At 53.0% G+C, this 24,281-nt stretch carries 17 protein-coding genes; 12 read left to right on the top strand and 5 right to left on the bottom strand.

Going from position 1 to position 24,281, the window contains the following annotated elements:
- Window positions 1-26 precede the first annotated feature (26 nt).
- Window positions 27-1,373: an NAD(P)-dependent oxidoreductase gene (locus tag CSC3H3_RS22330; RefSeq protein WP_101286590.1), complete on the bottom strand. Its 1,347-nt coding sequence runs from the start codon at window positions 1,371-1,373 to the stop codon at window positions 27-29.
- Between the two features lie 748 nt (window positions 1,374-2,121).
- Between CSC3H3_RS22330 and CSC3H3_RS22320 the strand changes: the two genes are divergently transcribed.
- From CSC3H3_RS22320 to CSC3H3_RS22285, 8 genes are all read left to right on the top strand, one after another.
- Window positions 2,122-2,556, top strand: coding sequence for a universal stress protein (locus CSC3H3_RS22320; protein WP_101268577.1), 435 nt, complete (start codon window positions 2,122-2,124; stop codon window positions 2,554-2,556).
- An 88-nt stretch (window positions 2,557-2,644) separates the two neighbouring features.
- Window positions 2,645-4,165 (top strand): alanine/glycine:cation symporter family protein, encoded by a 1,521-nt coding sequence (locus tag CSC3H3_RS22315; RefSeq protein WP_101286588.1) that lies wholly within the window; start codon window positions 2,645-2,647, stop codon window positions 4,163-4,165.
- A gap of 264 nt (window positions 4,166-4,429) precedes the next feature.
- On the top strand, window positions 4,430-7,567 hold the full coding sequence (gene lanM, locus CSC3H3_RS22310; protein WP_101286587.1) for a type 2 lanthipeptide synthetase LanM: 3,138 nt from the start codon (window positions 4,430-4,432) through the stop codon (window positions 7,565-7,567).
- A gap of 444 nt (window positions 7,568-8,011) precedes the next feature.
- Window positions 8,012-8,329, top strand: a complete 318-nt coding sequence (locus CSC3H3_RS22305; RefSeq protein ID WP_217351177.1) for a thiocillin family RiPP — start codon at window positions 8,012-8,014, stop codon at window positions 8,327-8,329.
- 166 nt (window positions 8,330-8,495) lie between these two features.
- The gene (locus CSC3H3_RS22300) at window positions 8,496-10,757 is read left to right on the top strand and encodes a TOMM precursor leader peptide-binding protein (protein WP_101286586.1); all 2,262 of its coding nucleotides are present in this window, start codon (window positions 8,496-8,498) and stop codon (window positions 10,755-10,757) included.
- A gap of 25 nt (window positions 10,758-10,782) precedes the next feature.
- Window positions 10,783-13,542: a cytochrome P450 gene (locus CSC3H3_RS22295; protein ID WP_101286585.1), complete on the top strand. Its 2,760-nt coding sequence runs from the start codon at window positions 10,783-10,785 to the stop codon at window positions 13,540-13,542.
- A 42-nt stretch (window positions 13,543-13,584) separates the two neighbouring features.
- The gene (locus tag CSC3H3_RS22290; RefSeq protein WP_101286584.1) at window positions 13,585-15,213 is read left to right on the top strand and encodes a S53 family peptidase; all 1,629 of its coding nucleotides are present in this window, start codon (window positions 13,585-13,587) and stop codon (window positions 15,211-15,213) included.
- Window positions 15,214-15,544: 331 nt separating this feature from the next.
- Window positions 15,545-17,191, top strand: coding sequence for a peptidase U32 family protein (locus CSC3H3_RS22285; protein ID WP_101286583.1), 1,647 nt, complete (start codon window positions 15,545-15,547; stop codon window positions 17,189-17,191).
- Window positions 17,192-17,329: 138 nt separating this feature from the next.
- Here CSC3H3_RS22285 and CSC3H3_RS22280 read toward each other — a convergent pair whose 3' ends face one another.
- Window positions 17,330-18,145 carry an MmyB family transcriptional regulator gene (locus CSC3H3_RS22280; protein WP_157831991.1) on the bottom strand — a complete coding sequence of 272 codons (816 nt, stop codon included), beginning with the start codon at window positions 18,143-18,145 and terminating at the stop codon, window positions 17,330-17,332.
- A gap of 163 nt (window positions 18,146-18,308) precedes the next feature.
- Between CSC3H3_RS22280 and CSC3H3_RS22275 the strand changes: the two genes are divergently transcribed.
- Both CSC3H3_RS22275 and CSC3H3_RS22270 read left to right on the top strand, forming a co-directional pair.
- Window positions 18,309-18,920, top strand: a complete 612-nt coding sequence (locus CSC3H3_RS22275) for a glutathione S-transferase family protein (protein WP_101286581.1) — start codon at window positions 18,309-18,311, stop codon at window positions 18,918-18,920.
- A 12-nt stretch (window positions 18,921-18,932) separates the two neighbouring features.
- Window positions 18,933-19,214 (top strand): hypothetical protein, encoded by a 282-nt coding sequence (locus CSC3H3_RS22270; RefSeq protein WP_245881400.1) that lies wholly within the window; start codon window positions 18,933-18,935, stop codon window positions 19,212-19,214.
- A gap of 33 nt (window positions 19,215-19,247) precedes the next feature.
- Here CSC3H3_RS22270 and CSC3H3_RS22265 read toward each other — a convergent pair whose 3' ends face one another.
- Window positions 19,248-19,667: a DUF3830 family protein gene (locus CSC3H3_RS22265; RefSeq protein WP_101268591.1), complete on the bottom strand. Its 420-nt coding sequence runs from the start codon at window positions 19,665-19,667 to the stop codon at window positions 19,248-19,250.
- A 95-nt stretch (window positions 19,668-19,762) separates the two neighbouring features.
- Window positions 19,763-20,215 carry an immunoglobulin domain-containing protein gene (locus tag CSC3H3_RS22260; RefSeq protein ID WP_101286579.1) on the bottom strand — a complete coding sequence of 151 codons (453 nt, stop codon included), beginning with the start codon at window positions 20,213-20,215 and terminating at the stop codon, window positions 19,763-19,765.
- Between the two features lie 688 nt (window positions 20,216-20,903).
- On the opposite strand from CSC3H3_RS22260, the gene CSC3H3_RS22250 reads away from it, so the two are divergent.
- Both CSC3H3_RS22250 and CSC3H3_RS22245 read left to right on the top strand, forming a co-directional pair.
- Window positions 20,904-22,037 (top strand): type III PLP-dependent enzyme, encoded by a 1,134-nt coding sequence (locus tag CSC3H3_RS22250; RefSeq protein ID WP_101286577.1) that lies wholly within the window; start codon window positions 20,904-20,906, stop codon window positions 22,035-22,037.
- 11 nt (window positions 22,038-22,048) lie between these two features.
- Complete coding sequence (locus tag CSC3H3_RS22245) at window positions 22,049-22,555, top strand: GNAT family N-acetyltransferase (protein ID WP_101286576.1); 507 nt, start codon at window positions 22,049-22,051, stop codon at window positions 22,553-22,555.
- Window positions 22,556-22,647: 92 nt separating this feature from the next.
- On the opposite strand, the gene CSC3H3_RS22240 is transcribed toward CSC3H3_RS22245, so the two are convergent.
- The gene (locus CSC3H3_RS22240; RefSeq protein ID WP_101286575.1) at window positions 22,648-24,234 is read right to left on the bottom strand and encodes a YbaY family lipoprotein; all 1,587 of its coding nucleotides are present in this window, start codon (window positions 24,232-24,234) and stop codon (window positions 22,648-22,650) included.
- Window positions 24,235-24,281: the final 47 nt, after the last annotated feature.

The raw sequence follows: 24,281 nt of genomic DNA, 5'->3' as shown, positions 1-24,281 counted from the left end.
GTTCTCTCTCCTTGGCGGGCGCGGGCTCAGGCGTTTTTCAAAAAGGCATCAATGGCGATGGCGGCACATTTGCCATCCTCGACCGATTGCACGGTCAAATCCTCGCCGCTTTTGATGCAGTCCCCACCGGCAAAAATGCCTGCCGCCGTCGTCTGGTAATTTTCATCCACCACAATCTTGCCCCCGGAAATTTCCATCCCGGCAAGATCATCGGTTTTAATTTTCTGACCAATCGCCTTAAGAACCTGATCGGTTTTGACCTCGAAGGTCTCGCCAGTCCCCACCAGCTTGCCACTGGCATCCAGCGCGGTTTTTTCAAACACCATGCCCATCAGGCGGCCATTGGCCTTGATCTCGACCGGTTTGGCCCAATAACGCACGATCACGCCGTTGATTTTGGCCAGTTCCTGTTCGAATTCGGTGGCGGACATATTTTCCGGCCCCCGACGGTAAACCAGGGTTACTTCGTCAGCCCCCAGGCGTTTTGCCTGCACGGCGGCATCAATCGCGGTATTGCCCCCGCCAATCACCACAACCGCATTGCCCACCGGCATGGTGGATTTATCGCTGGCCTGGCGCAGATTTTCGATAAAATCAATCGCATCATCAACGCCGCTGGCGGCTTCACCGGCAAGGCCCAGATTATTGGTTGCGCCAAGGCCCACACCAACAAAAACGGCATCAAAGGATGCTTTGACATCGGCAAGTGAAATATCGCGGCCCAGCGCCTTGCCATATTCAATGGTAATCCCGCCGATACCAAGCAGGAATTCAACTTCGCGCTGGGCGAAATCATTGGTCATTTTATAGGCCGCAAGGCCATATTCATTAAGGCCGCCCGGTTTTGGTTTCGCTTCAAACACCGTCACATCATGGCCCAGCATGGCTGCACGGTGCGCACAGCTAAGCCCGGCAGGACCGGCACCAATAACGGCAATTTTTTTGCCCGTGGCTTCTGCGCGTTTAAACGGATGCGACAGGTTGCGCGCCATTAAATGGTCAACGGCATAGCGCTGCAGGCTGCCAATTTCGACGGCTTCGTCTTCGGCAACATTGCGCACACAGGCCTGCTCACACAGAACCTCGGTCGGACAGGCGCGGGCACAGGTACCGCCCATGATATTGGCCGACAAAATGGTTTTTGCCGCCCCGTCCGGGTTACCGGTGCTGATTTTGCGAATAAAACTTGGAATATCAATCGATGTCGGGCACGCCGTGACACAGGGCGCATCATAACAATAAAGGCACCGGTTGCTTTCGGCCATGGCCTGCAAGGTGGAAAAAGGCGGGTGCAGATCGGAAAAATTGTCGGCGATGGCAACGGCCGACATCTGGCCGGTTTGCAAAGCGGGCTTTGCCTGCTGGGTCGTCATTTCATGTCTCCCTGCCGTAAAGGCGTCCTCTCCTGCGCCAGCGAGAGACATGAAACCAGAAATACAACGCGCAGATACATCACGGGCCTTGATGGCATGGTTTACCCTGCCACCCCTGACATATCCGGCAATGTGTATTCCTGGCGTTTTACAACAATCCCGTCGCATTTTTGCGATCAGGGCTGTCGATCCCTTTTATCCTGCCGTGTTTTTGTCTTTTAACTTTGCATACACGGTCAGGAGCCTCTCTCTGACCCCTATAGGATGACCAATCCTGATCATTTGGTCAAGATTAATTTTAAACCCATTTTCAGACCGGTTAAATCGGTGAAAAGCCCGCTGTTTTAATTGGATTTGCGCAGTTATTTCGTGTTTCGGTCTAATTTCAGACTAAATCCCTGATAGTTTTATCGGAACAAATTACAACCAAAGGCGTTCATCTGCGCAATCCACGGTTTTGCCTGTTTGAAAGAATCAGAACGACACCAGGGTGCAAAACCGCCCGGATATTCAGCGCAAGGCATATGCCCGCCGGTCAGGGAGACGCAAATGACTGCAATCGGCAAATCAATATATGGCATCCGCCTGCCCTCGCCCCCGCCGTTAAAAACCGCCGGGCGCAAGGGTGGCATCTATGGCCTGACCGGTTTGGTCGCACATCCCACGACACCTTCCCGGCACGGACAGATCCTGCCTTTCCTCTCTCAGACGGAACGCTGCACATTTCCCAATCCATGGAGCAACAGACATGTCCGATCACCCCATATTAGTCGGGTTTGACGGCACCGACGCCGCGCACCGCGCGGTTGAATTTGCCGGCGCACGCGCCGAAGCCGAAGGATGCCCCATTCACATCGCCTATATCCTTGAATGGTCGCCTTACAGCTTCCTTTCCGCGCAGGAACTTGAAGAACGCCACCAGCGCCGCACCGAGGAACTTGGCCGGGCGGAAACCACCCTGAACCCCGCGCTGGAAATTCTGCGCAATCGCAACATCAGCGTGACATACGAAGTCCGCTACGGGCATTCGGGCGAACTGATGTGCAAAATCGCCCGTGAAAAACAGGCAACCCAGATCATCATTGGCCGCAAGGGTGGATCGGCCCTTGGCGCACGGCTTCTTGGCAGCCTGGCCCTGACACTGGTTCAGGCTGCGCCCCTGCCCGTCACCGTTGTTCCATGATGCATAGCAACCGGCACTGAACGGCACCGAAATGCGGCAATGCCGCCAAAAATACGGGCAAACAAAAAAGCAAGATCAGGAGCACCTCATGTTTTCGCTAAAATGGATTCCTGCCGCAACGGCCGGTGTCACCATTTTATCCCTTTCGCCAATGGCACAGGCCCAGGAAAGCGGCATGGACCAGGCCATTAACGAAACCATCGCCCCGATTTCCGATGTGATCGCCGGTACTATTTTTTACAGCGTGCAATTTGGCGATATCGAATTTCCCCTTATCGTCGGCTGGCTGGTGATCGCGGCTACCATTTTCACGCTTTATTTCGGCTTTGTGCAGTTTCGCATGTTTGGGCACGCCATATCACTGGTGAAGGGCGATTATTCCGACCCAAATGATGCGGGCGAAGTTTCGCATTTTCAGGCACTGGCAACCGCTCTTTCAGGCACGGTCGGGCTGGGCAATATTGCCGGGGTGGCCGTTGCGATCTCGATTGGTGGGCCTGGTGCAACTTTCTGGATGATATTGGCCGGGCTGTTGGGCATGGCATCCAAGTTCACCGAATGCACGCTCGGCGTTAAATATCGCAACGAATATGCCGATGGCCGGGTATCGGGCGGGCCGATGTATTATTTGACCAAGGGCCTTGCCGAACAGGGTAAACCGGGTCTGGGCCGCGTCCTTGCCGTTCTGTTTTCCATTTGCTGCATTGGCGGGGCAGTTGGCGGCGGCAACATGTTTCAGGCCAATCAGGCCTTCCAGCAAATCGTTAATGTTACCGGTGGCGAACAAAGCTTTATCGCCGATAGCGGCTGGCTATTTGGCCTGGTGATGGCGGCCATTGTGGCAATGGTCATTATTGGCGGCATCAAATCCATCGCCAAGGTAACGGAAAAAATCGTGCCTTTCATGGCGGTGATTTATGTGCTTTCGGGGTTGGTGATTATCGGCATGAATATCGAACATGTCGGCGATGCCTTTTACCGCATTTTTGATGGCGCCTTTACCGGCGCAGGTATTGCCGGTGGTATGGTTGGCGCGCTGATCCAGGGCTTTAAGCGCGCGGCTTTTTCCAACGAAGCCGGTATTGGCTCTGCCGCCATTGCGCATTCCGCCGTCCGCACCAAGGAACCCATCACCGAGGGGTATGTCGCCCTGCTGGAACCCTTCATTGATACGGTTGTCATCTGCACCATGACGGCAATTGTCATCACCATTTCCGGCCAGTTGCAAACCGACCTTACCGGGGTCGAGCTGACATCGGCGGCCTATGCAACTGCCTTTACGTGGTTCCCGCTAATTTTGGCACTGGCTGTTGTTCTGTTTGCCTTTTCAACCATGCTGTCCTGGTCCTATTACGGGCTGAAAGCCTGGACCTATCTGTTTGGCGAAGGCAAAGGCAAGGAAACGGCATTCAAGGCATTTTTCTGCATTTGCGTGGTCATTGGCGCAAGCATGAATTTGGATCCCGTCATCGACTTTTCCGATGCCATGATCTTTGCCATGGCCCTGCCCAACGTGATCGGCCTTTATTTCCTGATGCCAATCGTCAAACGCGAAGCCACCCAGTACTGGCAAAAAATCGACCGCGGCGAGATCAGGAAGGTTAAATAACCTCGACATTTGTGGGGCGATGCAACGCCGTCGCCCCACAAGCTCGCCAAACATACCAGCCCCGTTCACCAGCCTTGCGTCCCTCCCCCACAGACTTTGCATCACAAAAGACACTCTTTGTACGTCCTCGAATGCAGCCCCATCAAACTGCGCAACCTCGCAATTAGAAAAATCTGTTTCTTCCGGGGTTAAAACATCGCCGTACATAAGTGCCCGCAATTGGCTGTCAGGTCCTCCGACTTGCCATCCAACAGGCATGTTCGCATGGACCAAAAAATGAACAATGATGCGCCAAATCGTGACTGGGAATGCCTAAAATCCATCATCGCCCGCGCCGCGCCCCCCAATGAGCGGGCGAATTCCTCCTATCTGGAAGCCATTGACACAGGCGATCCAGCCCTGATCGACCAGCGATACCAATTATGGCTTGAAGCGGCCACAGATGGGGACGAAGCACAAGCCGATACAATTTTAGCCGCCCTTGGCATCAGCAAAGACGAACTGCGAGCCGGTTTCAAAAATGTCCGCTGTCTCGATAATGCAGATTATCCCGACTGGATAAATGCGCTGGTCGATTTCATTGCCATTTGCCGCAATCTCTCTTCGATCCCGGCACATCCATTATCCGGCACGCATGGCAATGACGAAAATTTCGCGATTTTCAAACATATCCACACATATCTGCGCCGCGTTGGCCATGCAATTCTGGGAAAAACAACCGTTAAATCGAACATCGTCATTACCGAAACGGCGCGTAATGGCTTCAGTGACATGTTTGCAAACCGTTTGTTAAATGTGCTGGGGCAGTCGATCCAATATGAATTGAACATTGCTGCACTTCAGAACCAGTTAACCGGTGCTGCCGGGCAATACTTGGCGAAGGTGCCAGATATTAGCGCGCGGGGCTGGATTGAACGGTTTGATAGGTTGCCAGGACTTGCATATGTGCTCGGCATTACTTGCGCCCACTGGCGACAATCTGTTTCTGAACTGCTTGACCGCCTGAATGAGGACAGGCAGATTCTGGCCAATCAGCTGTTTGACGGCGCAGAAATCACAGAGCTTTGCGAATTTTCGGGTGATGCAGGAGACCCGCACGATAAGGGACGATCAGTTGCCATCCTGCAATTTAATAACGGCCGTAAAGTCGTATACAAAACCAAGGACCTTCGCGGTTCAAAAGCCTTCATGGATTTAATCCATTGTCTTAATACGGCAACACCTGCACTGAAATTGCCCACACGCACCATTCTTTGCCGGGGCAAATATGGCTGGGACGAATTCATCGAAGCCAAAGAATGCAATACTTCCCTGGAAGTTGAGCATTATTTCATCCGCATGGGCATGTATGTTCGTCTTCTGCAACTGTGCGAGGGACGCGACTTCTGGCTTGATAATCTCGTGGCGCAAGGGGCGTTTCCACATTTCATCGATCTGGAAACCCTGCTGCAAGGACGCGAAATCACACCCAAGGGTTGGGTCGGCAACAGCAGCGCACTGAAGGCCCTGTTTGATGAATCAATCGTGCCAACTGCTGCTGTTGCCAGCCATGTTTATTTAAAACCGGGCACACCTGCCGAGGATATGGGCTCCCTGACACCCGCCCGTCGTTTACGAACGCCATTTCGCGCGCAGGGCAGCCCGGCGTTGGACCCGTTATTCACACAATCAGAACCCGACAGCCTGGTCGAATGGCGGCCGCCTGCTTTTGCACCCGTTTTGAATGGCAAGCCCGCCAACGTCAGTGAAAACTGGCAAGCTGTTCTGGCCGGATACCGGTCGATGCAGGATGTCCTGATCAAAATGGCACCGACTTTATTAGAACGTGAAGGCAAAGTACTGGCTGATTTAAAAGCACCAGTGCGACACATCGTGCGCGACACCTGGAGTTGCTACCACCTGATACAAATGATGCTTTCACCGCGGGTACTTGATGATGGCATCACACGCGATATTGCCATTGCGCGCCTGTATCGCGAATTATCCCCCGATAAAGCACTGAATGCCCGAACAAAGGTTATTCACGCGGAAATCACTGCTCTTTGTCGTCTTGACATTCCCCTGTTTCAATCACTTCCCGAACAGGATCAAATCCTGTCATCCGATCTGTCACTATTAGGCCGATATTTCGACGGCACAGCCCAGGACCGCTTAAAGACCCGCCTTGCCCACATCACCCAGTTTGACCTTGATCATCATTGCGACATACTACTTTCTTGCCTCGAAACCGGTGCAGCCCCAGCGCCACCCACTGTGTTTGCACCAACTTCATCATGTCCAAAATCCGTGGACTGGCTCGAAACGGCCGATCTGATCGGGCAGGATATTATGAACAATGCCGTAGCAGATGAAAATGGGCATCCGTGCTGGTTTGGCCTTGGATATGATCCTGTCAATCAGGTGCAAATATTGCAGGAACTACGCCGCAACATGCTGTCAGGCACATTGGGGTTGGCACAGTTTTTCGCAGCTTTGCATTCAAAAACGCGCAATCCACTTTATCGCGATCTCTCGCTTGACATTATCCAACCTTTTTCAAACCAAGCAGACCCTGTCGCGACGGAAAACACACCGCAAATCATCCATCGTCATTCACCATTGGGAAGGTTTTTTGGCGTTCAGGGTGAAATTCTCGCCGGGTTATTTTGCGCACATCATCTTGGTAATTCAGACCTCGCGCAGCATTACAATCAATTATTGGCAAGCCTGCCCATAACGGCCCCGTCACAATGCGATGCTGATACGCATAGCGCCCTCATTGACATCGGTAATTTATCGGGTCTGCTCGATGCCCTCAGCCATGTATCCTCTGACCCAAATTATGTCGGAAATATCGAAACAATCAGTGGCAAATTGCTATCAGCAGTCATGCATTGCGATCCAAACGACCCAGGGTTCGATATTGTGGACGCACAGATAAAAACTGTGCCCTCTCCTCTGGTTCTCACAGTGGTTGCCCTGGAACGGCTTTCGCAAACGCACAAAAAAACTGCACCAAACTTCACTCCCGCCCTTAATAAGTTGAATGATTTTTTTGCGCCAAAGATCATTGCTGGACACCTTTCAGACATGTCCCTTGCCGGGTTGCTTGAGAGCAGGCAGCTCCGCCCGCTCGTTATTCAATCCGCGCAGGCTAAATCCAAGTTTTTTGATGACAGCATTTCCTGCCTTGATCTTTTGGTGTGCTGCCGTCTGGCACTGGCACTGTTCAAGCAGTGCCGACAGGAACTGTATTTAAACCAAGCCCGCACTGCCGCTTGGACATTACTGCAACGAAAAAAACAGTCCTATAGCTGGTTCCAGGACAGATTTGCCGCAGACAGGCACAACCTGTCGCTCCATTGGGGTCTTCCCGCCATCGCGCTGACCTTCATCGAACTCGCCGAATGTGATCTGACCTAAAATTTCAGATCACAACCCCACCGCGTTCCCGTCTTAATAAGAACAGTTCAAAATCATATCCCCAAGGCGGAGAACGCTACACAAAAAATGCAGCATATTGCCACCCAGAACATGGGGCAATTCTTCAAAGGGATCGCCTAACCGGGGGAAAAAGGAACCCAAAGATACTTTACATCAAAGTTTTATTTCCTTTTTCCCGATCAACACATGGCCCTGGCAATGCCTTGAGCGCATCACCTACACGCTGCGTATGCGCACAGGCATTTTGAAATTCAGCCACACCTAAAATTACAATTTAAAGTTGATTTAGGCGTGCCTGCACCCGGCTTGATGACGTCGTGCACATCATCGGAAACAGCACCTGCATCACGCAATCGCTATTCCCGGAATGACCCTGTACTGCGCCATTGAGGAAACCCATAACATTACACAGGAGAGCATAAAATGGCGATGGACCTTAAAGCAAAACACGAACAGACCAAAGACTACCCGCACCGACTGGGCCGCTTGATTGTAAAAACCTGGGCAGACCCGGTTTTCAAGAAAAAGGCGGAAACCGACCCGCGCGGCGCGCTGGCCGATTTTGGCATTCATGTTCCGGCCGATGTTCCTGTCGACAAGTTGCCGCTGCCCCCGCGCCCAGCAGATCTCAGCGACGAACAGCTGAACCAGGCAAATGCCAATGATGGCAGCTGTGCAGGTTCTGCCGGTTCTGCGTCCTGCCCGAGTTGCAGTGCCGGTACGGCTGCCTCTGCTCACTAAGCGCATTATTACTCAGCGCAAAATCACATGACCTTCGCAATTTGGCACCTTCTCGAAAGTGCCAAATTGCACCTGCCATTCAGCATGTATCCGCATTGCCTGATCACCAAATGGCGCGCACTGCCTGAAATCCCTTTTCCTTCATGTTCAACGCACAGGGTGTAAGATGCCTGACGTAAAAAAGCCGCGCATAAAACCTTATTTTCATGTCCAGGTTCTTCCGCCCGAAGGCGTTTATCTGCTGTCTGAAACCGGCAGCATCATCCTTAAAGGTGAACGAAATTGTGCGCTGATCCCCTTGATGGATGGCACGCGCACAATTGATGACATTGCCGAAACTGTACAAGACCAATGCAGCTTTGCCGAGGTGCTCTATGTCGTCGATATGCTGCACGAAAAACAGTATATTGATGATGCCAGCACAGCCGGAAATTCGGCCGACCGTAATTTTTGGCAGGCATTAACCCTTGAACCCGAAACAGCACGGCAAAAGCTGGCCGCAACCAAAGTTCGGGTTGTTACGCTGGGGCAGGCACAAGCGGCCCCGTTCATTTCGGCATTGGCAACCTTTAACATTGCCGTTACCCAGGAAGATAACTGGGATATGGGGGTCGTCATTACAGACGATTACCTGCATTCCGGGATGGAAGCCTTCAACAAACAGGCCCTGGCCGCTGGCAAACCGTGGATCGCGGTCAAACCACATGGCGTCATCAGTTGGGTCGGCCCGGTTTTCAAACCGTCCGAGGGTGGATGTTGGGCCTGCCTGGCGCAAAGGCTGCGCCTGAACCGCGAAGTTGACACGTATTTACAAAACAGTTTCGACCAGAAAAATCCGTTTCCGATCAGTCGGGCCTTTAATGGCGCCAGTGTTGAAATCGGCATTCAACTCGCGGCACTGCAAACCGCAAAATGGATCGCGGGCGGCATCGAAAACAGCAATTCGGGCAAAATGTTCACCCTGAACATGCTGAACCTGCATGCAAGTCACCACACCCTGGTTCCCCGTCCACAATGCCCTGTTTGTGGTTGTGGCGATGGCGATGTCGGCGAAATGCCAGCCGCCCCCACCCTTAGCCATCGGGCTAAAACCTACACCGTGGACGGTGGTCATCGTGCCAAATCCCCGCAACAGCTTCTCAATGATTTTTCCCATCACATCAGCCCCTATATCGGTGCCGTTCGCGAACTTGAAAAAATGGACGAAGGGCTACACGAAATATTGCCCGCCTATGGCGCAGGGCACAATTTTGCCGTACGCACCATCAATCTTACTTTTTTGCGGCGTGGTTTACGAACACGCTCGGCGGGCAAAGGCACAACCGATACCCAGGCCAAGGCCAGCGCCCTTGCCGAAGCCCTGGAACGCTATTCCGGCCTGTATTTTGGCAATGAAAACCGGATCACGGCAAGCTACGCAGAATTGGGATCTCGCGCCATTCATCCCAATGACTGCATGCTTTATAGCGACCAGCAATATGAAGACCGGGATGCTTGGAACAGCCGGGATTTAAAATTTGCCGTTGTTCCGCAACGCTTTGACGAAAATGCCAGTATAGAATGGAGCCCGGTTTGGTCGATCACCGAAAATCGCTACAAATATTTGCCAACCGGGTATCTGTATTACAATTACCCGCTTGGAAATGACTTTCAGTATTGGGCGGATTCAAATGGCAATGCAGCCGGCACCTGCCTGGAAGATGCCATTTTGCAGGGCGCGATGGAACTGGTCGAACGCGATGCGGTGGCAATGTGGTGGTATAACCGCTTCCAACGCCCAGCCCTGGATCTCGATAGTTTCCAGGATGATTACGTCAACAAATTGCGCCAAAAATACAAGGAACTAAACCGCCCCCTATGGGTTCTCGACATTACCAACGACCTGGGCATTCCCACTTTTGTCGCTGTATCGCGCCGCATTGATAAACCTTGCGAAGACATCTTGTGTGCCTTTGGCTCGCACTATGATCCACGCTTGGCACTGCGCCGTGCTCTGACCGAGATGAACCAGTTCCTGCACGCCGTTGTCGATATGAAGGCAGATGGCAGCGGGACCTATCGCTTCCCGGAAGATGAAAATCATCATTGGTGGAAAACGGCCACCCTTGAAAATCAGCCTTATCTGGCCCCCTTACCCAATAGCCCCCTGCGCCGGCTCCAGGATTTCCCGATCCGCGAACATGACGACCTGCTGGAGGACGTACTGGCCTTTCAGGAACTGATCGAAGATCGCGGCATGGAATTGCTGTTTTTAGACCAAACCCGGCCGGATATTGACCTGCCGGTTGTAAAGGTGATTGTCCCGGGATTACGCCATTTCTGGGCCCGCTATGCCCCAGGCCGCCTGTTTACCGTTCCGGTCACGCTAGGTTGGCAGGAACGCGAACTCGCCGAACACGAGCTGAATCCGATCCCGTGCTTTTTGTAAAACTTGCCAGGCATAGGAAACAGCCATGACCGCCATAACCACGCAACATTCAAGAAATACAGCCACAGCTCCGTTAATCGTGCTGGCTGACCACGCAGCAATCGTTTCCGATATCAACGATAATCCTCTGGTTGCATATCCGGGCGGTCAGGTGCCGTTCACAGGCATGCCTTTAAGCGTCGTTAATGCCATTACTTCTTTGGCAAATACCGACGGATACAATCTTGATCAGCTTGCCACAACAGTCGCCGCAACCGGACAGGCTACTGACGTTGCATTTCTGTATTTTATGCTCGAAACGCTCGGCAAGCGCGCCCTGCTTCAATATTCATTGCAAATTGATGGCCAAAAAAGACTGTCAGTTCAGCCGATGCGATATGGCGAGCTGTTTACCCCTGCGCGGCTTGACGCAAACAGCAGTTATCAGCTTTCACGCTTCGCACATTGTCGCCAGCATGAAGGCGCCTTTATCCTTGAAACACCGCTGTCGGGGATAAAAATTTCAATCCATCAGCCCGACCTGGCGCAAATCCTTCACACGCTGTCGTCGCCTTTATCGGTTCAACACACCTGCAATCACCTGAAAAATATCAATCCAAGAATCATTTCCGACATCTTCGCATATCTGTTGGCGGCACGTGCAATATGCCCGATCAATGCAGATGGCATCGCCGAAGAAGACACCCATCCTGCCTTGCGGCAATGGGAATTTCACGATCTTACCTTTCACGCCCACACCCGCAGCGGAAGCCATAGCGACCCGTTAGGGGCATATTTCCCCTTTGACGGCATCATCCCGGCACCGCCCGCCCTAAAACCCCTGCCCGAGGGCGAGGTTGTTCATCTTCCCTGCCCCGAAACAACGCCCCCCCATCAGGAGCCCGGTTTTCAAACCGTGATGGAACAACGCCATTCCTGGCGACACCATGACGATGAAAACCCCATCACGCTGGAAGAGCTTGGCACCTTTCTGTTTCGCACGGCCAGAATACGCGCCCTTTATGATATTTCGCCAGAACGCGGACAAAAATACCAGGAAAGCAACCGCCCCTACCCCAATGGCGGTGCCATGTATGAATTGGAACTTTATGTCACGGTTCGGCTGTGTCAGGGGCTTGAAGCTGCGATTTATTATTATGACGCTGCCGCGCATCAATTAATCCGGGTTGATACATCAGAAACCCACCGGCAAAAATTGCTAAGGCAGGCGTCAATCTCCGCTGCCGGAGCCCCAGAACCGCAAATTTTATTTACCATGACGTCGCGCTTTGAACGCATGTCATGGAAATACCGTTCGATGGCCTATGCCACGACGTTGAAACATGTCGGCGTCCTTATGGGGTCTATGTATCTGGTTGCAACCGCAATGGGGCTGGCACCCTGCGCGCTGGGCAATGGCCTTTCGGAATTGAAACTCGACACCAACGCGCTGGATTACTTTTCTGAATCTCCGGTTGGGGATTTCATGCTGGGCCGCAAAGGAAAACAGCCAGAAGACACATCCCCTGATATCTCCAAAGGCAATACCGTGGACCAAACCCGGACGCCAGCCACAAAAGGACGAAAAGCGTCCCCATCCCTGGCCAAAGCAACAAAGTCGTTTCTTGAACAACCCGTCAATCACCCGGACCCAGGCGGTTTATACCGTCGCCTTCTAGACGAAGAACCCATACATCGCACGATGTCTGGTGCATGGCTGATCTCGAGTTACGATGACACAGCCAAATTGATCAGCCATCCCGCCATGAGCGTTAATCACCAGGCAACTGTCGGCACCAGACCATTGGCACAATCACCAGATATTGCGCACTATCTGGCGCAAATGATGTCCATGCGTGACCCACCCGACCATGATCGCATTGCCACCCACATTCGCGGGGCCTTTAAACCCGCTGCAATCAATGCTCTTAGGCCACAAATCGACGATTTGATTAACGAAGCATTGCAACCCGGCCTTGATGCCCGCCGCTTTGATATCATTGCTGATCTGGGGCGCGACCTGCCGGTAAATGTAACCTGTGCGATGCTGGGCATTCCACGCACCGATTGGCCCAAACTTCAGGGCTGGACCGCATTGCTGACCAGCCAAATCGATAACTTTGATCAATCTGCCAGCAGCCTTGAACACGTCACACGCGACATCCATGCCTTCGCCGAATACATCCACATCCTGTTATCGGAGCGTCAAGCCCGTCCACGCCCCAACGATGTTCTGTCCGATATTGTTGCAGCAAACCAGGTCCTGTCCTGGCAGGAAATGACAGCGCAATGCATGCTACTTCTGATTGGTGGCCGGGATACCGTGACCAACATGATCGGGAACAGCCTGCTATTGCTGATACAGCATCCTGATCAGTTGGAAAAGTTACGGCAAAATCGCTCTCTCATTCCCAATACAGTTGAAGAATGCCTGCGCTTTGAAAGCCCGATCCGACTGGCCGTTCGCACCCTGAAACACCCCCTGACCTATCGTCATCATGCCTTCATGCCAGGCGAGGTCATCATGTTTCTGCTTGCTGCGGCCAATCGCGATGCCGCGCACTTCGCAGAACCCGACACATTCATGATCGAACGCCCGCAAAAACCGCATTTTGCCTTTGGACGCGGCACCCATTTTTGCATCGGCCATCAACTGGCCCGGGTTGAAGGTGCCAGCATTTTAACCTGGCTACTTAAGCATTGCCGCTCAATCGAACCGCTTGATGACCTAGCCACGCCAGCATGGTCCAACTGCCTGCCTTTTCGAGGGCTTACACACCTCAACGTTCGTTTTAACGCGGCATAGCATCTTACTTCTCAGCCAAAATCAGGATCAGGGAACACCATCATGACCTCTATAAGGCTTTCCGGTACAGCGCATCCCGTCTTTCAACAAAGCCCAAAAGCCCTTGCCCGCGCCGGTGACGAACGTGTCAAATTCAACATCCATCTTGCGCCGGGTAGCGCGAAAAACATTACGGATGCAAAACTCGCCAACCTGAAAAACAAAGGACGGCGAAAAACACGCGCGACATTGCAACAAAACCTGCATCCTTCGCTGGATGCTATCCAGCAGGTCACGCAATGGGCCACGACCGCCGGGTTACAGCCCATCAACAATGCAGGCATTCCAGGCATTCTTTCTTTTGAAGCTTCCGTCGCTGCCATCAATGCCTCCTTTGGCATTACGCTGGCGACCGTCGTGGTCAATGGTGTGGCCTGCTTTGGTCATGGCGAAGACATTCACATTCCCAAAGAACTTTCTGACATCATCGACTTTGTTTCCGGGCTGGATACCATTCCCCTGGCAGCCCCGCATCTTCGCCATCAACCAAATCATGATCAAATTTCTGAAATTGCGACGGCAATGACGCAGACCGCCCAAAACGGCACCCAAACGGCACAGGGCGATTACCCGACATCATATGATGCCACGACCATTGCCGAAATGTATGACTTCCCGCCAAAACTGGATGGCACAGGGCAGCGCATCGCGATTGTTGAATTGGGCGGTGGTTACACGCAGGCCGACATTGACGCTTACTTTGCCAAATATAACCTCAAGACACCGGCTATTACCGCCATTGGTGTTGCCGGTGCAGAAAATAATCCCGGCCAAAACAGCAATAATGACAGCGAAGTCGTGCTCGACATTCAAATTGCCGGGGCAGTCGCACCAGGGGCAGAGTTTTTCGTCTATTTTGTGCCAAATTACAGCTATTCGTTTGCCCTGGCACTTCAAACCATTCTTGGCGATAAAACAAACAACCCGGACATCATTTCGATCAGTTGGGGGGGATCAGAAGAAACCTATCCGGCCAAAGCACGTGAAATGACGCAAAAATACTGCAAGCTTGCCGCCGCCCATTATGTAACCGTCCTGTCCTCGTCCGGGGATCACGGCGCCAATAATGGCGGTAGCGCTCCGACAACCAATTTCCCGGCCTGTATCCCCGAAATTCTCGGCTGCGGCGGCACACAGATCGAAACCAAAAACAATCGCATCATCTCGGAAGTCGTTTGGGACAATCTGGCCTTCTCGTGGGGAGGGGCATCTGGTGGCGGCATCAGCAGTTCGTTCGCAGTCCCGACTTATCAGCAAAACCTGCCCCTGCCACAAAGCCCGAATGGCCAACCGGGACGGGGCGTGCCAGATGTTTCGGCAAATGCCGATCCTTTAACCGGCTACAAATATTACCGTAACGGTAAATGGAGCTTCGTGGGTGGCACCAGTGCCGTTGTCCCACTTTGGGCTGGCCTTGTTGCCAGGCTTAATCAAGGGCTGGGGGAACCTGTGGGCAATATAAATTCCGAGCTATATAAATGCGCTGCGACCGGCGTCGGCTTTTCCAATATTATCGAAGGCAACAACGGCTATTATCATGCTGGCCCCGGTTGGAATGCCTGCACCGGCCTTGGCTCCCCCGAAGGTGAAAAGCTGTATGCATATTTCCATACCCAGGCTGGCAACGCTTAACCCGCGGGCAGCATGATTGGTCGCAATGCAAAGGTACCCCTCCAAGATCAGCAATGGTCTAGGATGTCGAAACCGACGGCCATTCCGCCCGCCAGTCCCAACTGATCAGACAATGCCTTATTCAAACACCCGCCCTGCAATGCGCTGGCGGGTGTTTTGCTGTGGCATTTGGCGGACTGCCTGCGGCTGATTCAATACAGCCCTGCAGCAGCAGGCCTAGGCAAATTGCGCGAAATATGTAATTTTGGGCGCAATCTGGTGCCAAGGTATGATATGACCGCGCCAGAACGAGAGAGAATTCCCCCGCATTCCATAAATAAAGACCGACGATATGAGTGATCAATCGCGCCGTTCCGAATTGTTGATGCCTGCTGGCTCTTTGGAAAAGCTTAAAATTGCTGTGCTGTATGGCGCGGATGCCGTTTATATGGGCACGCCCGATCTGTCGTTGCGGGTCAAAAGCCAGATGTCGCTGGATGATGTGGTGGATGGCATTGAATTTGCCCACCAGCACGGGGTGCGGGTTTATCTGACGCTGAACCTGTTTTCGCACAACAAGGACATTTCCAAACTGCCGGAATATGTTGAAACCGTGCGCAAGGTTCAGCCAGACGGGTTGATTGTCGCCGATCCCGGCGTTTTCATGTTTGTACGCGAACAGGCCCCGGAAATTCCGCTGCATGTTTCCACCCAGGCCAATGTCTGTTCGTGGCAGTCCGTCAAATTCTGGCAAAGCATCGGCGCAAAACTGGTGGTGCTGGGCCGTGAGGTTTCCTACGAGGAACTGACCGAAATTCGCGAAAAATGCCAGGACATCAAAATCGAAGCCTTTGTGCATGGCTCCATGTGCATGACTTATTCTGGTCGCTGCCTGCTGTCCAACTTCATGGCCGAACGCGGCGCCAACCAGGGCGCATGTGCCAATAGTTGCCGCTGGAAATACAAGGTCCATATGAAGCTGAAGGACGGCACGGTCAAGGAACTGAACCTGACCGAAGAAAATATGGAACTGTTTGATTTCTTCCTCGAAGAAGAAATGCGCCCCGGCGAGCTGATGGAAATTCAGGAAGACGAGCGCGGATCATACATCCTCAATTCGCGCGATCTGTGCATCATGCCGAAACTGGAAGATTACCTTAAAATCGGCGTTGACAGCCTGAAGGTCGAAGGCCGCGGCAAAAGCCCCTATTACGCCGGGCTGGTCGCGCGTGCCTATCGCATGGCAATTGATGACTGGTATGACGACCCCGAAAACTGGTCGCCCGAACCCTATATGAAGGAACTGGCTACCATCCCCAACCGGGGTTACACGCTGGCCTTCCACGAAGGCCGGTTGACCAATTATGCCCATGGTTATGACAGCTCCAGCAACGTTTCCGACTGGGAATTTGCCGGGCTGATCGAACGGGTGGAAGACGACGCCTTTATCGTTTCGGTCAAAAATCGCCTGTTGGCGGGTGATGTGCTGGAAATTGTCCCACCCAAGGGCCGCCAGACCATTTTTATCCGCATGTATGAATTTATCGACGCCAATACCGGCAAAGTTGGTGAAGCCGTTCATGCCGGGGCCAAACCGATGGTTCGTATTCCGTTTTCCCTGCTCGAACAGGAAGACCCGGAATATCTGCGCACCGCCTTCCCGCCCATGACCATCATCCGCAAGGAAAAGGCCCTGACACCGGATGAATGGCAGCGCATGAAGCTGGATCAGGAAGGGCACAAAATTGAAATGGGCAAGGGCAACCCGGAACGCTACGACGCCAAACGCGAAGCCCTGCAGGACGCCCTTGATGAACGCCAGAAAGACCGCACCTTCCGCACCCCGCGTGTCGGAACGCAAGGGTGCTGCGGCCGTGGCTGCAATGGCTGCCTGATCTTCTGGCATGACCCGCAATACGCCAAAGCCCGCGAAATCCTCGCCAAACGCAAACAGGGCGAAATGCTCGAACACGATGGCAAGACGGTGGCGGCGGAATAAACCACCTAACGCATCATCTCAAACATCAAACGGCAGCATCGGTTCCTTTGCTGCCGTTTTTTTTATCCCCCAAAAGACGCCCAAGGCAATGCCAACACCCCATTGCAATAACGCGAAAACAAACAATCAAATCCGAAATCAGTTCTGATCATCGGTAAAAGGGCTGCAATGCTCGTTGGTATAAACCACCAAACGAAGATTGGGGTGGTCTTCATATGAAAATATGCTTAGCTGGAAGGTGATCCACCCTGTTAAGGGATCGTTCAGCTCTATTTTGGTATCGCCAATACGCAATGCTTCAGGGTCATTCCACCATTCTTTGGCTTCAGGAGAAGCCCCCATCACGTCATCTAGCAATGACTCAAGAATGGGGCTGCGTCCACCCGTTAAAAAATCATGCCGAGCCTTTAGAAAAACCAATCTGGCGGCAAAAGACCAGTCCCTGATTTTTTGGCGATACGCGTTCGAGAAAAACACGATCCGCAGCATATTAGGCCTATCGGCTGCCAAATCCTCAAACAGAGTCAAAGCTGCATCGTTATAAGCCAATACGTCCCAGCAGTTATCGAGCACATATGCAGCATCGGGCAAGCGCTTGACGATGCCAATCAAGCTTGGTGGCAGGTCTATCGCTGGCGCAATGGCACGCACGGCTTGGCGTTGCGAAAGTGCGAATAAATGTTCCTGTTCTGCACGATTAAGCCGCAACCCGCGTGAGAGACGCAGCAAAAAATCATCCGAAACCTGAATATCGCGCCCTTGCTCAAACCAGGTGTACCAGGTCAAGCCGACGCCGGCCAATGTGGCAACTTCTTCCCGGCGCAACCCTTTTGTCCTGCGCCGTCGTGTCGCGGGCAGGCCAAGCTGCTCGGGCGAAATGCGTTCCCGGCAGAACCGCAAGAATTTCGCCAGCTCCTCTTTTTCACCCGAGCGCGTCAACCGGTTTAACCGCAAAAGTCCCTCCTGCTTACCATCACTATAGTAACAGCATAAATACCATATAGTAACAGGATAAAGTGAGGTCTAAATTTACAGTCGTGGAAACGCCCTGCACCGCAGGAAGTTGCGTTGGCCATACTTCCTGCTTTCTCCGTACCCTGTGGAAAGATGATTATAAATGTTACTCTATCAGTTTAAGGCCGGAACAAACCCGAGGCGGGTTTCAATCTATTTGGCGGAAAAGGGATTGGATATTCCCCGCTACGAACTTGATTACGCCAATAGAGAACACAAGTCGCCCGCATATCTGGCGTTAAACGCCGCTGGCCGCGCACCCGCTTTAGTCACGGATAGCGGCGAGGTAATAGCGGATTCCGCTGCAATCGTTGAGTATCTCGAAGAACTGTACCCCGCCAATTCAATGATTGGTAACGATGCAGCGACACGGGCCAAGGTTCGAGCGCTTGAGCGATTGGGAACCGATCTTGTTGTTCGGGCACAGATATGGCTGTGGAATGAGACAAACAATTTCCCGTTTATGCAGGCCAGACCTTCATCAGAAATGGCGGGAATCATGTTTCAGCACGTCACCGAAATTCTTGATGCCCTAGAAAAATCAATCGGTGATTATGAATTTCTTGCCGGGAACCGGCCAACGATTGCGGATTTCACTGTATTTGCAATTTTTCAAACGGCACGTGAACGCTTTAATTTGCCTTTTGGCAACCGGCATCCGCGCCTTGATGCATGGTTTGCAAATTTCCGCAAACGCCCCAGTGCAGACTATTAAACGGCGAAACTTGTGACGCAAACAAATGAACGGCCCGATCCAGCCCATCGCCCACAGCGCTGTGAAAGCAATGCAAAAGCAATGCGCCCCTTACGGATGCGACTAGCAATCGTCATGATTGCTTGTGTTTATCCATTGGTGACGATGCTGATTTACCTGATCGCACCCTTCACGCAAGGCTGGCAAATCTGGCATCAAACAATGTTATTAACACCCGCAACGGTCCTTAGCATCGTGTTCGTCATAAACCCACTGGTCTTCAAATATTTCGGGCGGTACATCAATGCCATGTAAAGGAATAACGTACCGCCCAATAAAGAATATTGGTTAATCGGAAACCAACTCAAACCGAATATCCTGCGCGCCTTCCCACAGGGTCATTTTGCCAAGTTTGACGACATCCTCAAGATTGCTGGTGATGGTGATGAAATGGTTGCCGGCAAGCTGGCCGACCTTGGATGCAAAATGGACACCGCCATAAGCCAGCAGGATTTCGGTTTCGCTGATCCCACCGGGATATAGAATAATCTGCCCCGGTGCGGGATAGCTGGTGTGGTTTTCATAATCGACACCAAACTGATAATCCCCCAGCGGCATCCAGACGCCCTCGCCGCTCCAGCGGACATGAACAACCTTGCTGATGAAAGGCAGGCGTTCAACAAAAGCGGCACAGGTTTTGGGTGCGGCCCCGGTTTCCAGTTTTGCGTCAAACACAAACGGGCCTGCCGTGATTTTCAGTTTGGTCATTTTGGTATCTTTCACATCACATCATGGAATGGCCGCCAAGATAACGACCAAACCGCCCTGCAGGCAATGTGATAGATGCATGATCCCCACCGGCATTACGGTTTTGCAATAGATGCCGTACTGCAATTGTCCCCTTCCCTGGCATAACTGAGCCAACCCAGTTGCCAGCCGGTATGGTCGGTAACAGGATAATGTTCATAACATATGCCCGCCTGCGGGGATTTTGGCGGCGGATAGGGTGTGGCCGTATAAACCGGACCTGGCAGGTTCGCAGGCATTTCCTGACGAAACAAAACAGGCTTGCTTTTACCTGCCGGGTCCGTCTGGCAGCGGAAATAAGTGCCGCTATCGCCCATCATATCGATCACGATTTGCCCGTCATTGCCCTGCCCGGCATCAACCACACGCGCAGGCGGTGACGGGTCGGCATTCAGGCAACCAGCGACTTGGTTATAAATAACAGGCAAACCGTCGGACCAGTCATCAGCCATCATCGGGCGATCGGGCATCACAATTGCAGGTGGCTGGCGATCGGGGCTTTCGGCCATATCAGGCGGTGTCCTGGTCTGGCATGCGCCGATGGCCAGCGGGGACAAAGCCGCGATGATAATTTGGACTCTGGAACTATTCCGGATTGCGACCATTAAATAACGCCCCGTTTTTGCCTGCATATGACCATGGGATACAGATTTGCCGTGATGCATGGCAATTATGTGTCGTTAAGCCATTGGCTTTGCAAGACTGGCGAACGATACAGCCCCTGCGCGAAAAAAGGCCTGTTTTCTGATAGTTGGGAATATGAAAATCACGCCAGAAACCAAGGGGATCCGCCGGGTTTGACCCGGTGTTTTGGACCATGACAAAAAACATTTTCCCGCATTAAAAAAACCGCTTGCGCCAAAGATAAAACAGGCGTAAATCCCGGCTTGCCCAAAGTCGCACGTGCCTGTGGTGGTCCTGCCAAGGAACCCTGTAGGACTTACTTAAAGCAACGACGGTGTAGGGCTTTTTTGGTCTCCAGCGGTTGTCCAAATACCGCAGACACTAAAGAGGCACACCATCATTGCCCGCCGTGCGGAATGGCAACTTCCCATTCCTATATCGAGGCAACATCCGCGAACCGGATCATCCGTGTTCACGTCTGGCATATCGATAGACCGCATTCTACGCCTCCACCGCGTCAGGATGCATCAGGTGTCGCTATGCCGCTTTAAAGTGGAATGGGAGAACGCCCCCATGGCAACGCAGCGTATTATTGATTTCCTCGCCCAGAACCGACCGGAAGGTCCGTGCCTTGTTGTTGACCTTGATGTGGTCCAGCGCAACTACGAAACCTTTACCCGTGCCCTGCCTGATTCCCGCATTTTCTATGCGGTCAAAGCAAACCCGGCACCGGAAGTTCTGAGCCTTCTGGCCGACCTCGGCAGCAATTTCGACACCGCATCCGTGCCGGAAATCGAAATGGCGATGGCCGCTGGCGCCACCCCGGAACGCATTTCGTTTGGCAACACCATCAAAAAAGAACGTGACGTTGCACGTGCCTATGAAATGGGTGTGCGTCTGTTCGCCGTGGATTGCGTCGAAGAAGTTGAAAAAATTGCCCGCGTTGCCCCGGCTTCGCGCGTTTTCTGCCGCATCCTGACCGATGGTGCCGGTGCTGAATGGCCGCTGTCGCGCAAATTTGGTTGCGCACCGACCATGGCGCTTGAAGTGCTGCAGCATGCCCACCACATGGGCCTGGACGCCTATGGCGTATCCTTCCATGTTGGTTCGCAGCAGTGCAACCTGGATGCCTGGAACACCGCACTTGCCGAAGCATCGATGATTTTCCGCACCCTTGCGGAAAAAGGCATTGTTCTGCGTATGGTCAATATGGGTGGTGGTTTCCCGACCCGTTACCTGCGTGACGTTCCGGCAACCGAAGCCTATGGCGCGGCCATCATTGATGCCCTGCATAACCACTTTGGCAACCACATGCCCGAAACCATTATCGAACCGGGCCGTGGCATGGTCGGTGATGCTGGCGTGATCAAAGCCGAAGTCGTGCTGATTTCGCGCAAACACGAAGATGATCCGGTGCGCTGGGTTTATCTCGACATTGGCAAATTCGGCGGCCTTGCCGAAACCATGGACGAAGCCATTCGCTACCCCATCACCACGATCCATGATGGCGGCGATGTGGCCCCGTGTGTTCTGGCCGGTCCGACCTGCGATTCAGCCGACGTGCTTTACGAAAAGAAACCCTACGATCTGCCGATCGCCCTGACGATTGGTGACGAGGTTCTGATCGAAGCAACCGGTGCCTATACCACGACCTATGCATCGGTAGCGTTTAACGGCTTTTCGCCGCTCGCTGCCTATATCATCTAGGCATCACGTCAATGATCGTGATCGATCGCGAAGGTGCTTATTCCCACATCGAACGGGAAAAGCTGCTTGATCGCGTAATGGGACCGGACCGGTTTAAAAAATCGTCCGAACTGATCCGTGCTGGCCGGTTGCCGGCTGACGGGTTGGCCTTTGTTGCCCATGACGGCAAACACATGATCGGGACTGTCCGGTTGTGGAATGTCGATGCAGGCAATGCGGGTTTTGCCCTGATGCTTGGCCCACTTGCAGTGGAAAAAGCCTATAATGGTTCCGGGGTCGGGGCCGGTTTGATGTACGCTGCCATCAATGCCGCCTATGATTCCGGCCATCGGGCCATTCTGCTGGTTGGGGATCCACAATATTATGCCCGGTTCGGCTTTACTGCCGCACCGGCTGCGGGCCTGGCGATGCCCGGTTATTTTGACCGGCACCGTTTTCTGGGTTTGAACCTTGATGAAGACGTTCTTGGCGGGACCAGTGGCGTTCTGTCCCCGACCGGACGTTATCAAACCCACTGATACGCACTGCATTTGCCCGTTCCACAAACGACAAAGCCCCGCCAGATCCGGCGGGGCTTTGTTTGTTTCAGCAGCAATTAACCGATGGATAATCAGCTTTGGCAGGCATTGCGTGACAGCCAGCCAATGAAAACACCATCCTTCATCAGCTTTTTATGCTGGTAACAGTCATTATCCGGATACGCCCCCGATGCCGGGGTAAACAGCACATCACGTTCACCCGGCAACACATTGGTTGCGCCTTCAACCGCCTCGACATGGATGTCGCCCAAGCCGGTTGACGGTGCCAGGCAGTCATAGCGCCCGCCATTGATGTTAATGGTGCGTACACCAACCGTACCATGGTTCATCGGCCAGGCTTTCAGGACCGATGGCAAATCGCCCACCGGGCGTTCCAGGCAGGCCTTGATCGCAGGCATCATGTCGTCAAAATGACGGGTCCATTCGTTATTGCCCGTCTGCATCAGGGTTGAAACATTCACCGTCGGGAAATCACCCGGTGCTAGTGCCAGCCCGGCAATTTCGGCCGAAACGGTACAACCGGTTTTGCGGCCATCTACCAGCGTTGCCCAGGTGGCGTTCTGGCCCTTGCCGCGCATTTCATAATCATCATTGCCATACAGGAAACCCGATGCCGCCGGTTTTTGCGGCAGGAAAATCGGGTCGCGGCCCAAAAATTCGATCCGCACCTGTTCATCTTCGCGGTTAAAGGTCGCATAAAAACGCGACTGGTCATCACATACGAAGGTCTGGCGTCCATCCGGTTCAGACATTTCCGTCGCCGCCAGTTCGGTTTTAAGGCGGGTTAAAACCAGTTTCTCCTGGGTCTGGGCACTGCTGATTTCGTGTTTGTCAGGTGCGCTAAGCTGGTCATTGATGCGCTTTTCGCCGGTTTTATATTTGCCTTTGGCAAAATCCAGCATCAAACGGTATTCAATGCCGCCCGCAGTGGCCGATGCCGCCTTTTTGGTGGCGCCAAAACTGGCACGGGTGGCCTTTTCATCAAAGCGCAGCAACGCCCCCTTGCTGAAATAAAACGAGATATCCGAGGTGCCATAATCGCCAAGGTCACGATCCTGACGGATCAGAACCGGGGTGCCATCTTTGGTAACAAATGCTTCAAAGCTGCCTTCGCCGTCATCCTTGGCATATTTCCCCACCACATGGCGGTATTTCGACAGGCTTTTGTCAATCCGGCTGACCAGCTTGTCGGTGGCGGACTTTTGTTCGTCATGGGCCTTGTCAACAGATGGCTGCTGACGCAAACGAACAACTTCGATATTTACCGCATCGGGGTTTCCGGCGGTCAGGACCGGATAGGATGTATCGTTGCGAAACAGGTTTTTACCTGCCCCGTCCGAAATAATCGCCTCGACAGTGTAACGATGCGATTCATCAATATCGGTGGTCTGATAGGGCAGCTCAAATGCCATGGGCGGGTTTGTGGCGGGCTGGGACAATGTCGCAACCTCATTGGCCGGGGCATCGGCCCGCGATACATCACGCAACCTTACCGTCAGGATATTGGACGGGGTCATCGCAATGCGTTCGCGATAGGAAACCGTCCCTGCAATCGTTTCAGTTCGTGGCATCGGAAAAGCACAGGCAGCAACCGACGAGACGGCCGCCAATACCATAACAACGCGCACCTTCTCCCAGCGGAAAGGTGAGATCTTCATATTATTCCTCGGATTTGCTCGTTTTTTAGGGTACAGACCCCTGACCC

It is taken from the genome of Thalassospira marina (assembly GCF_002844375.1).
In the GTDB taxonomy this organism is placed as follows: domain Bacteria; phylum Pseudomonadota; class Alphaproteobacteria; order Rhodospirillales; family Thalassospiraceae; genus Thalassospira; species Thalassospira marina.
The sequence above is the reverse complement of the archived record's forward strand: the minus strand, read 5'-3'. Positions and strand labels throughout refer to the sequence as shown.

What these genes read in the sequence shown, in the direction of transcription:
- CSC3H3_RS22330 (WP_101286590.1), bottom strand. Translation starts at nt 1,373, where the DNA reads ATGACGACCCAGCAGGCAAAGCCCGCTTTGCAAACCGGCCAGATGTCG.
- CSC3H3_RS22320 (WP_101268577.1), top strand. Translation starts at nt 2,122, where the DNA reads ATGTCCGATCACCCCATATTAGTCGGGTTTGACGGCACCGACGCCGCG.
- CSC3H3_RS22315 (WP_101286588.1), top strand. Translation starts at nt 2,645, where the DNA reads ATGTTTTCGCTAAAATGGATTCCTGCCGCAACGGCCGGTGTCACCATT.
- lanM (WP_101286587.1), top strand. Translation starts at nt 4,430, where the DNA reads ATGGACCAAAAAATGAACAATGATGCGCCAAATCGTGACTGGGAATGC.
- CSC3H3_RS22305 (WP_217351177.1), top strand. Translation starts at nt 8,012, where the DNA reads ATGGCGATGGACCTTAAAGCAAAACACGAACAGACCAAAGACTACCCG.
- CSC3H3_RS22300 (WP_101286586.1), top strand. Translation starts at nt 8,496, where the DNA reads ATGCCTGACGTAAAAAAGCCGCGCATAAAACCTTATTTTCATGTCCAG.
- CSC3H3_RS22295 (WP_101286585.1), top strand. Translation starts at nt 10,783, where the DNA reads ATGACCGCCATAACCACGCAACATTCAAGAAATACAGCCACAGCTCCG.
- CSC3H3_RS22290 (WP_101286584.1), top strand. Translation starts at nt 13,585, where the DNA reads ATGACCTCTATAAGGCTTTCCGGTACAGCGCATCCCGTCTTTCAACAA.
- CSC3H3_RS22285 (WP_101286583.1), top strand. Translation starts at nt 15,545, where the DNA reads ATGAGTGATCAATCGCGCCGTTCCGAATTGTTGATGCCTGCTGGCTCT.
- CSC3H3_RS22275 (WP_101286581.1), top strand. Translation starts at nt 18,309, where the DNA reads ATGTTACTCTATCAGTTTAAGGCCGGAACAAACCCGAGGCGGGTTTCA.
- CSC3H3_RS22265 (WP_101268591.1), bottom strand. Translation starts at nt 19,667, where the DNA reads ATGACCAAACTGAAAATCACGGCAGGCCCGTTTGTGTTTGACGCAAAA.
- CSC3H3_RS22260 (WP_101286579.1), bottom strand. Translation starts at nt 20,215, where the DNA reads ATGGCCGAAAGCCCCGATCGCCAGCCACCTGCAATTGTGATGCCCGAT.
- CSC3H3_RS22250 (WP_101286577.1), top strand. Translation starts at nt 20,904, where the DNA reads ATGGCAACGCAGCGTATTATTGATTTCCTCGCCCAGAACCGACCGGAA.
- CSC3H3_RS22245 (WP_101286576.1), top strand. Translation starts at nt 22,049, where the DNA reads ATGATCGTGATCGATCGCGAAGGTGCTTATTCCCACATCGAACGGGAA.
- CSC3H3_RS22240 (WP_101286575.1), bottom strand. Translation starts at nt 24,234, where the DNA reads ATGAAGATCTCACCTTTCCGCTGGGAGAAGGTGCGCGTTGTTATGGTA.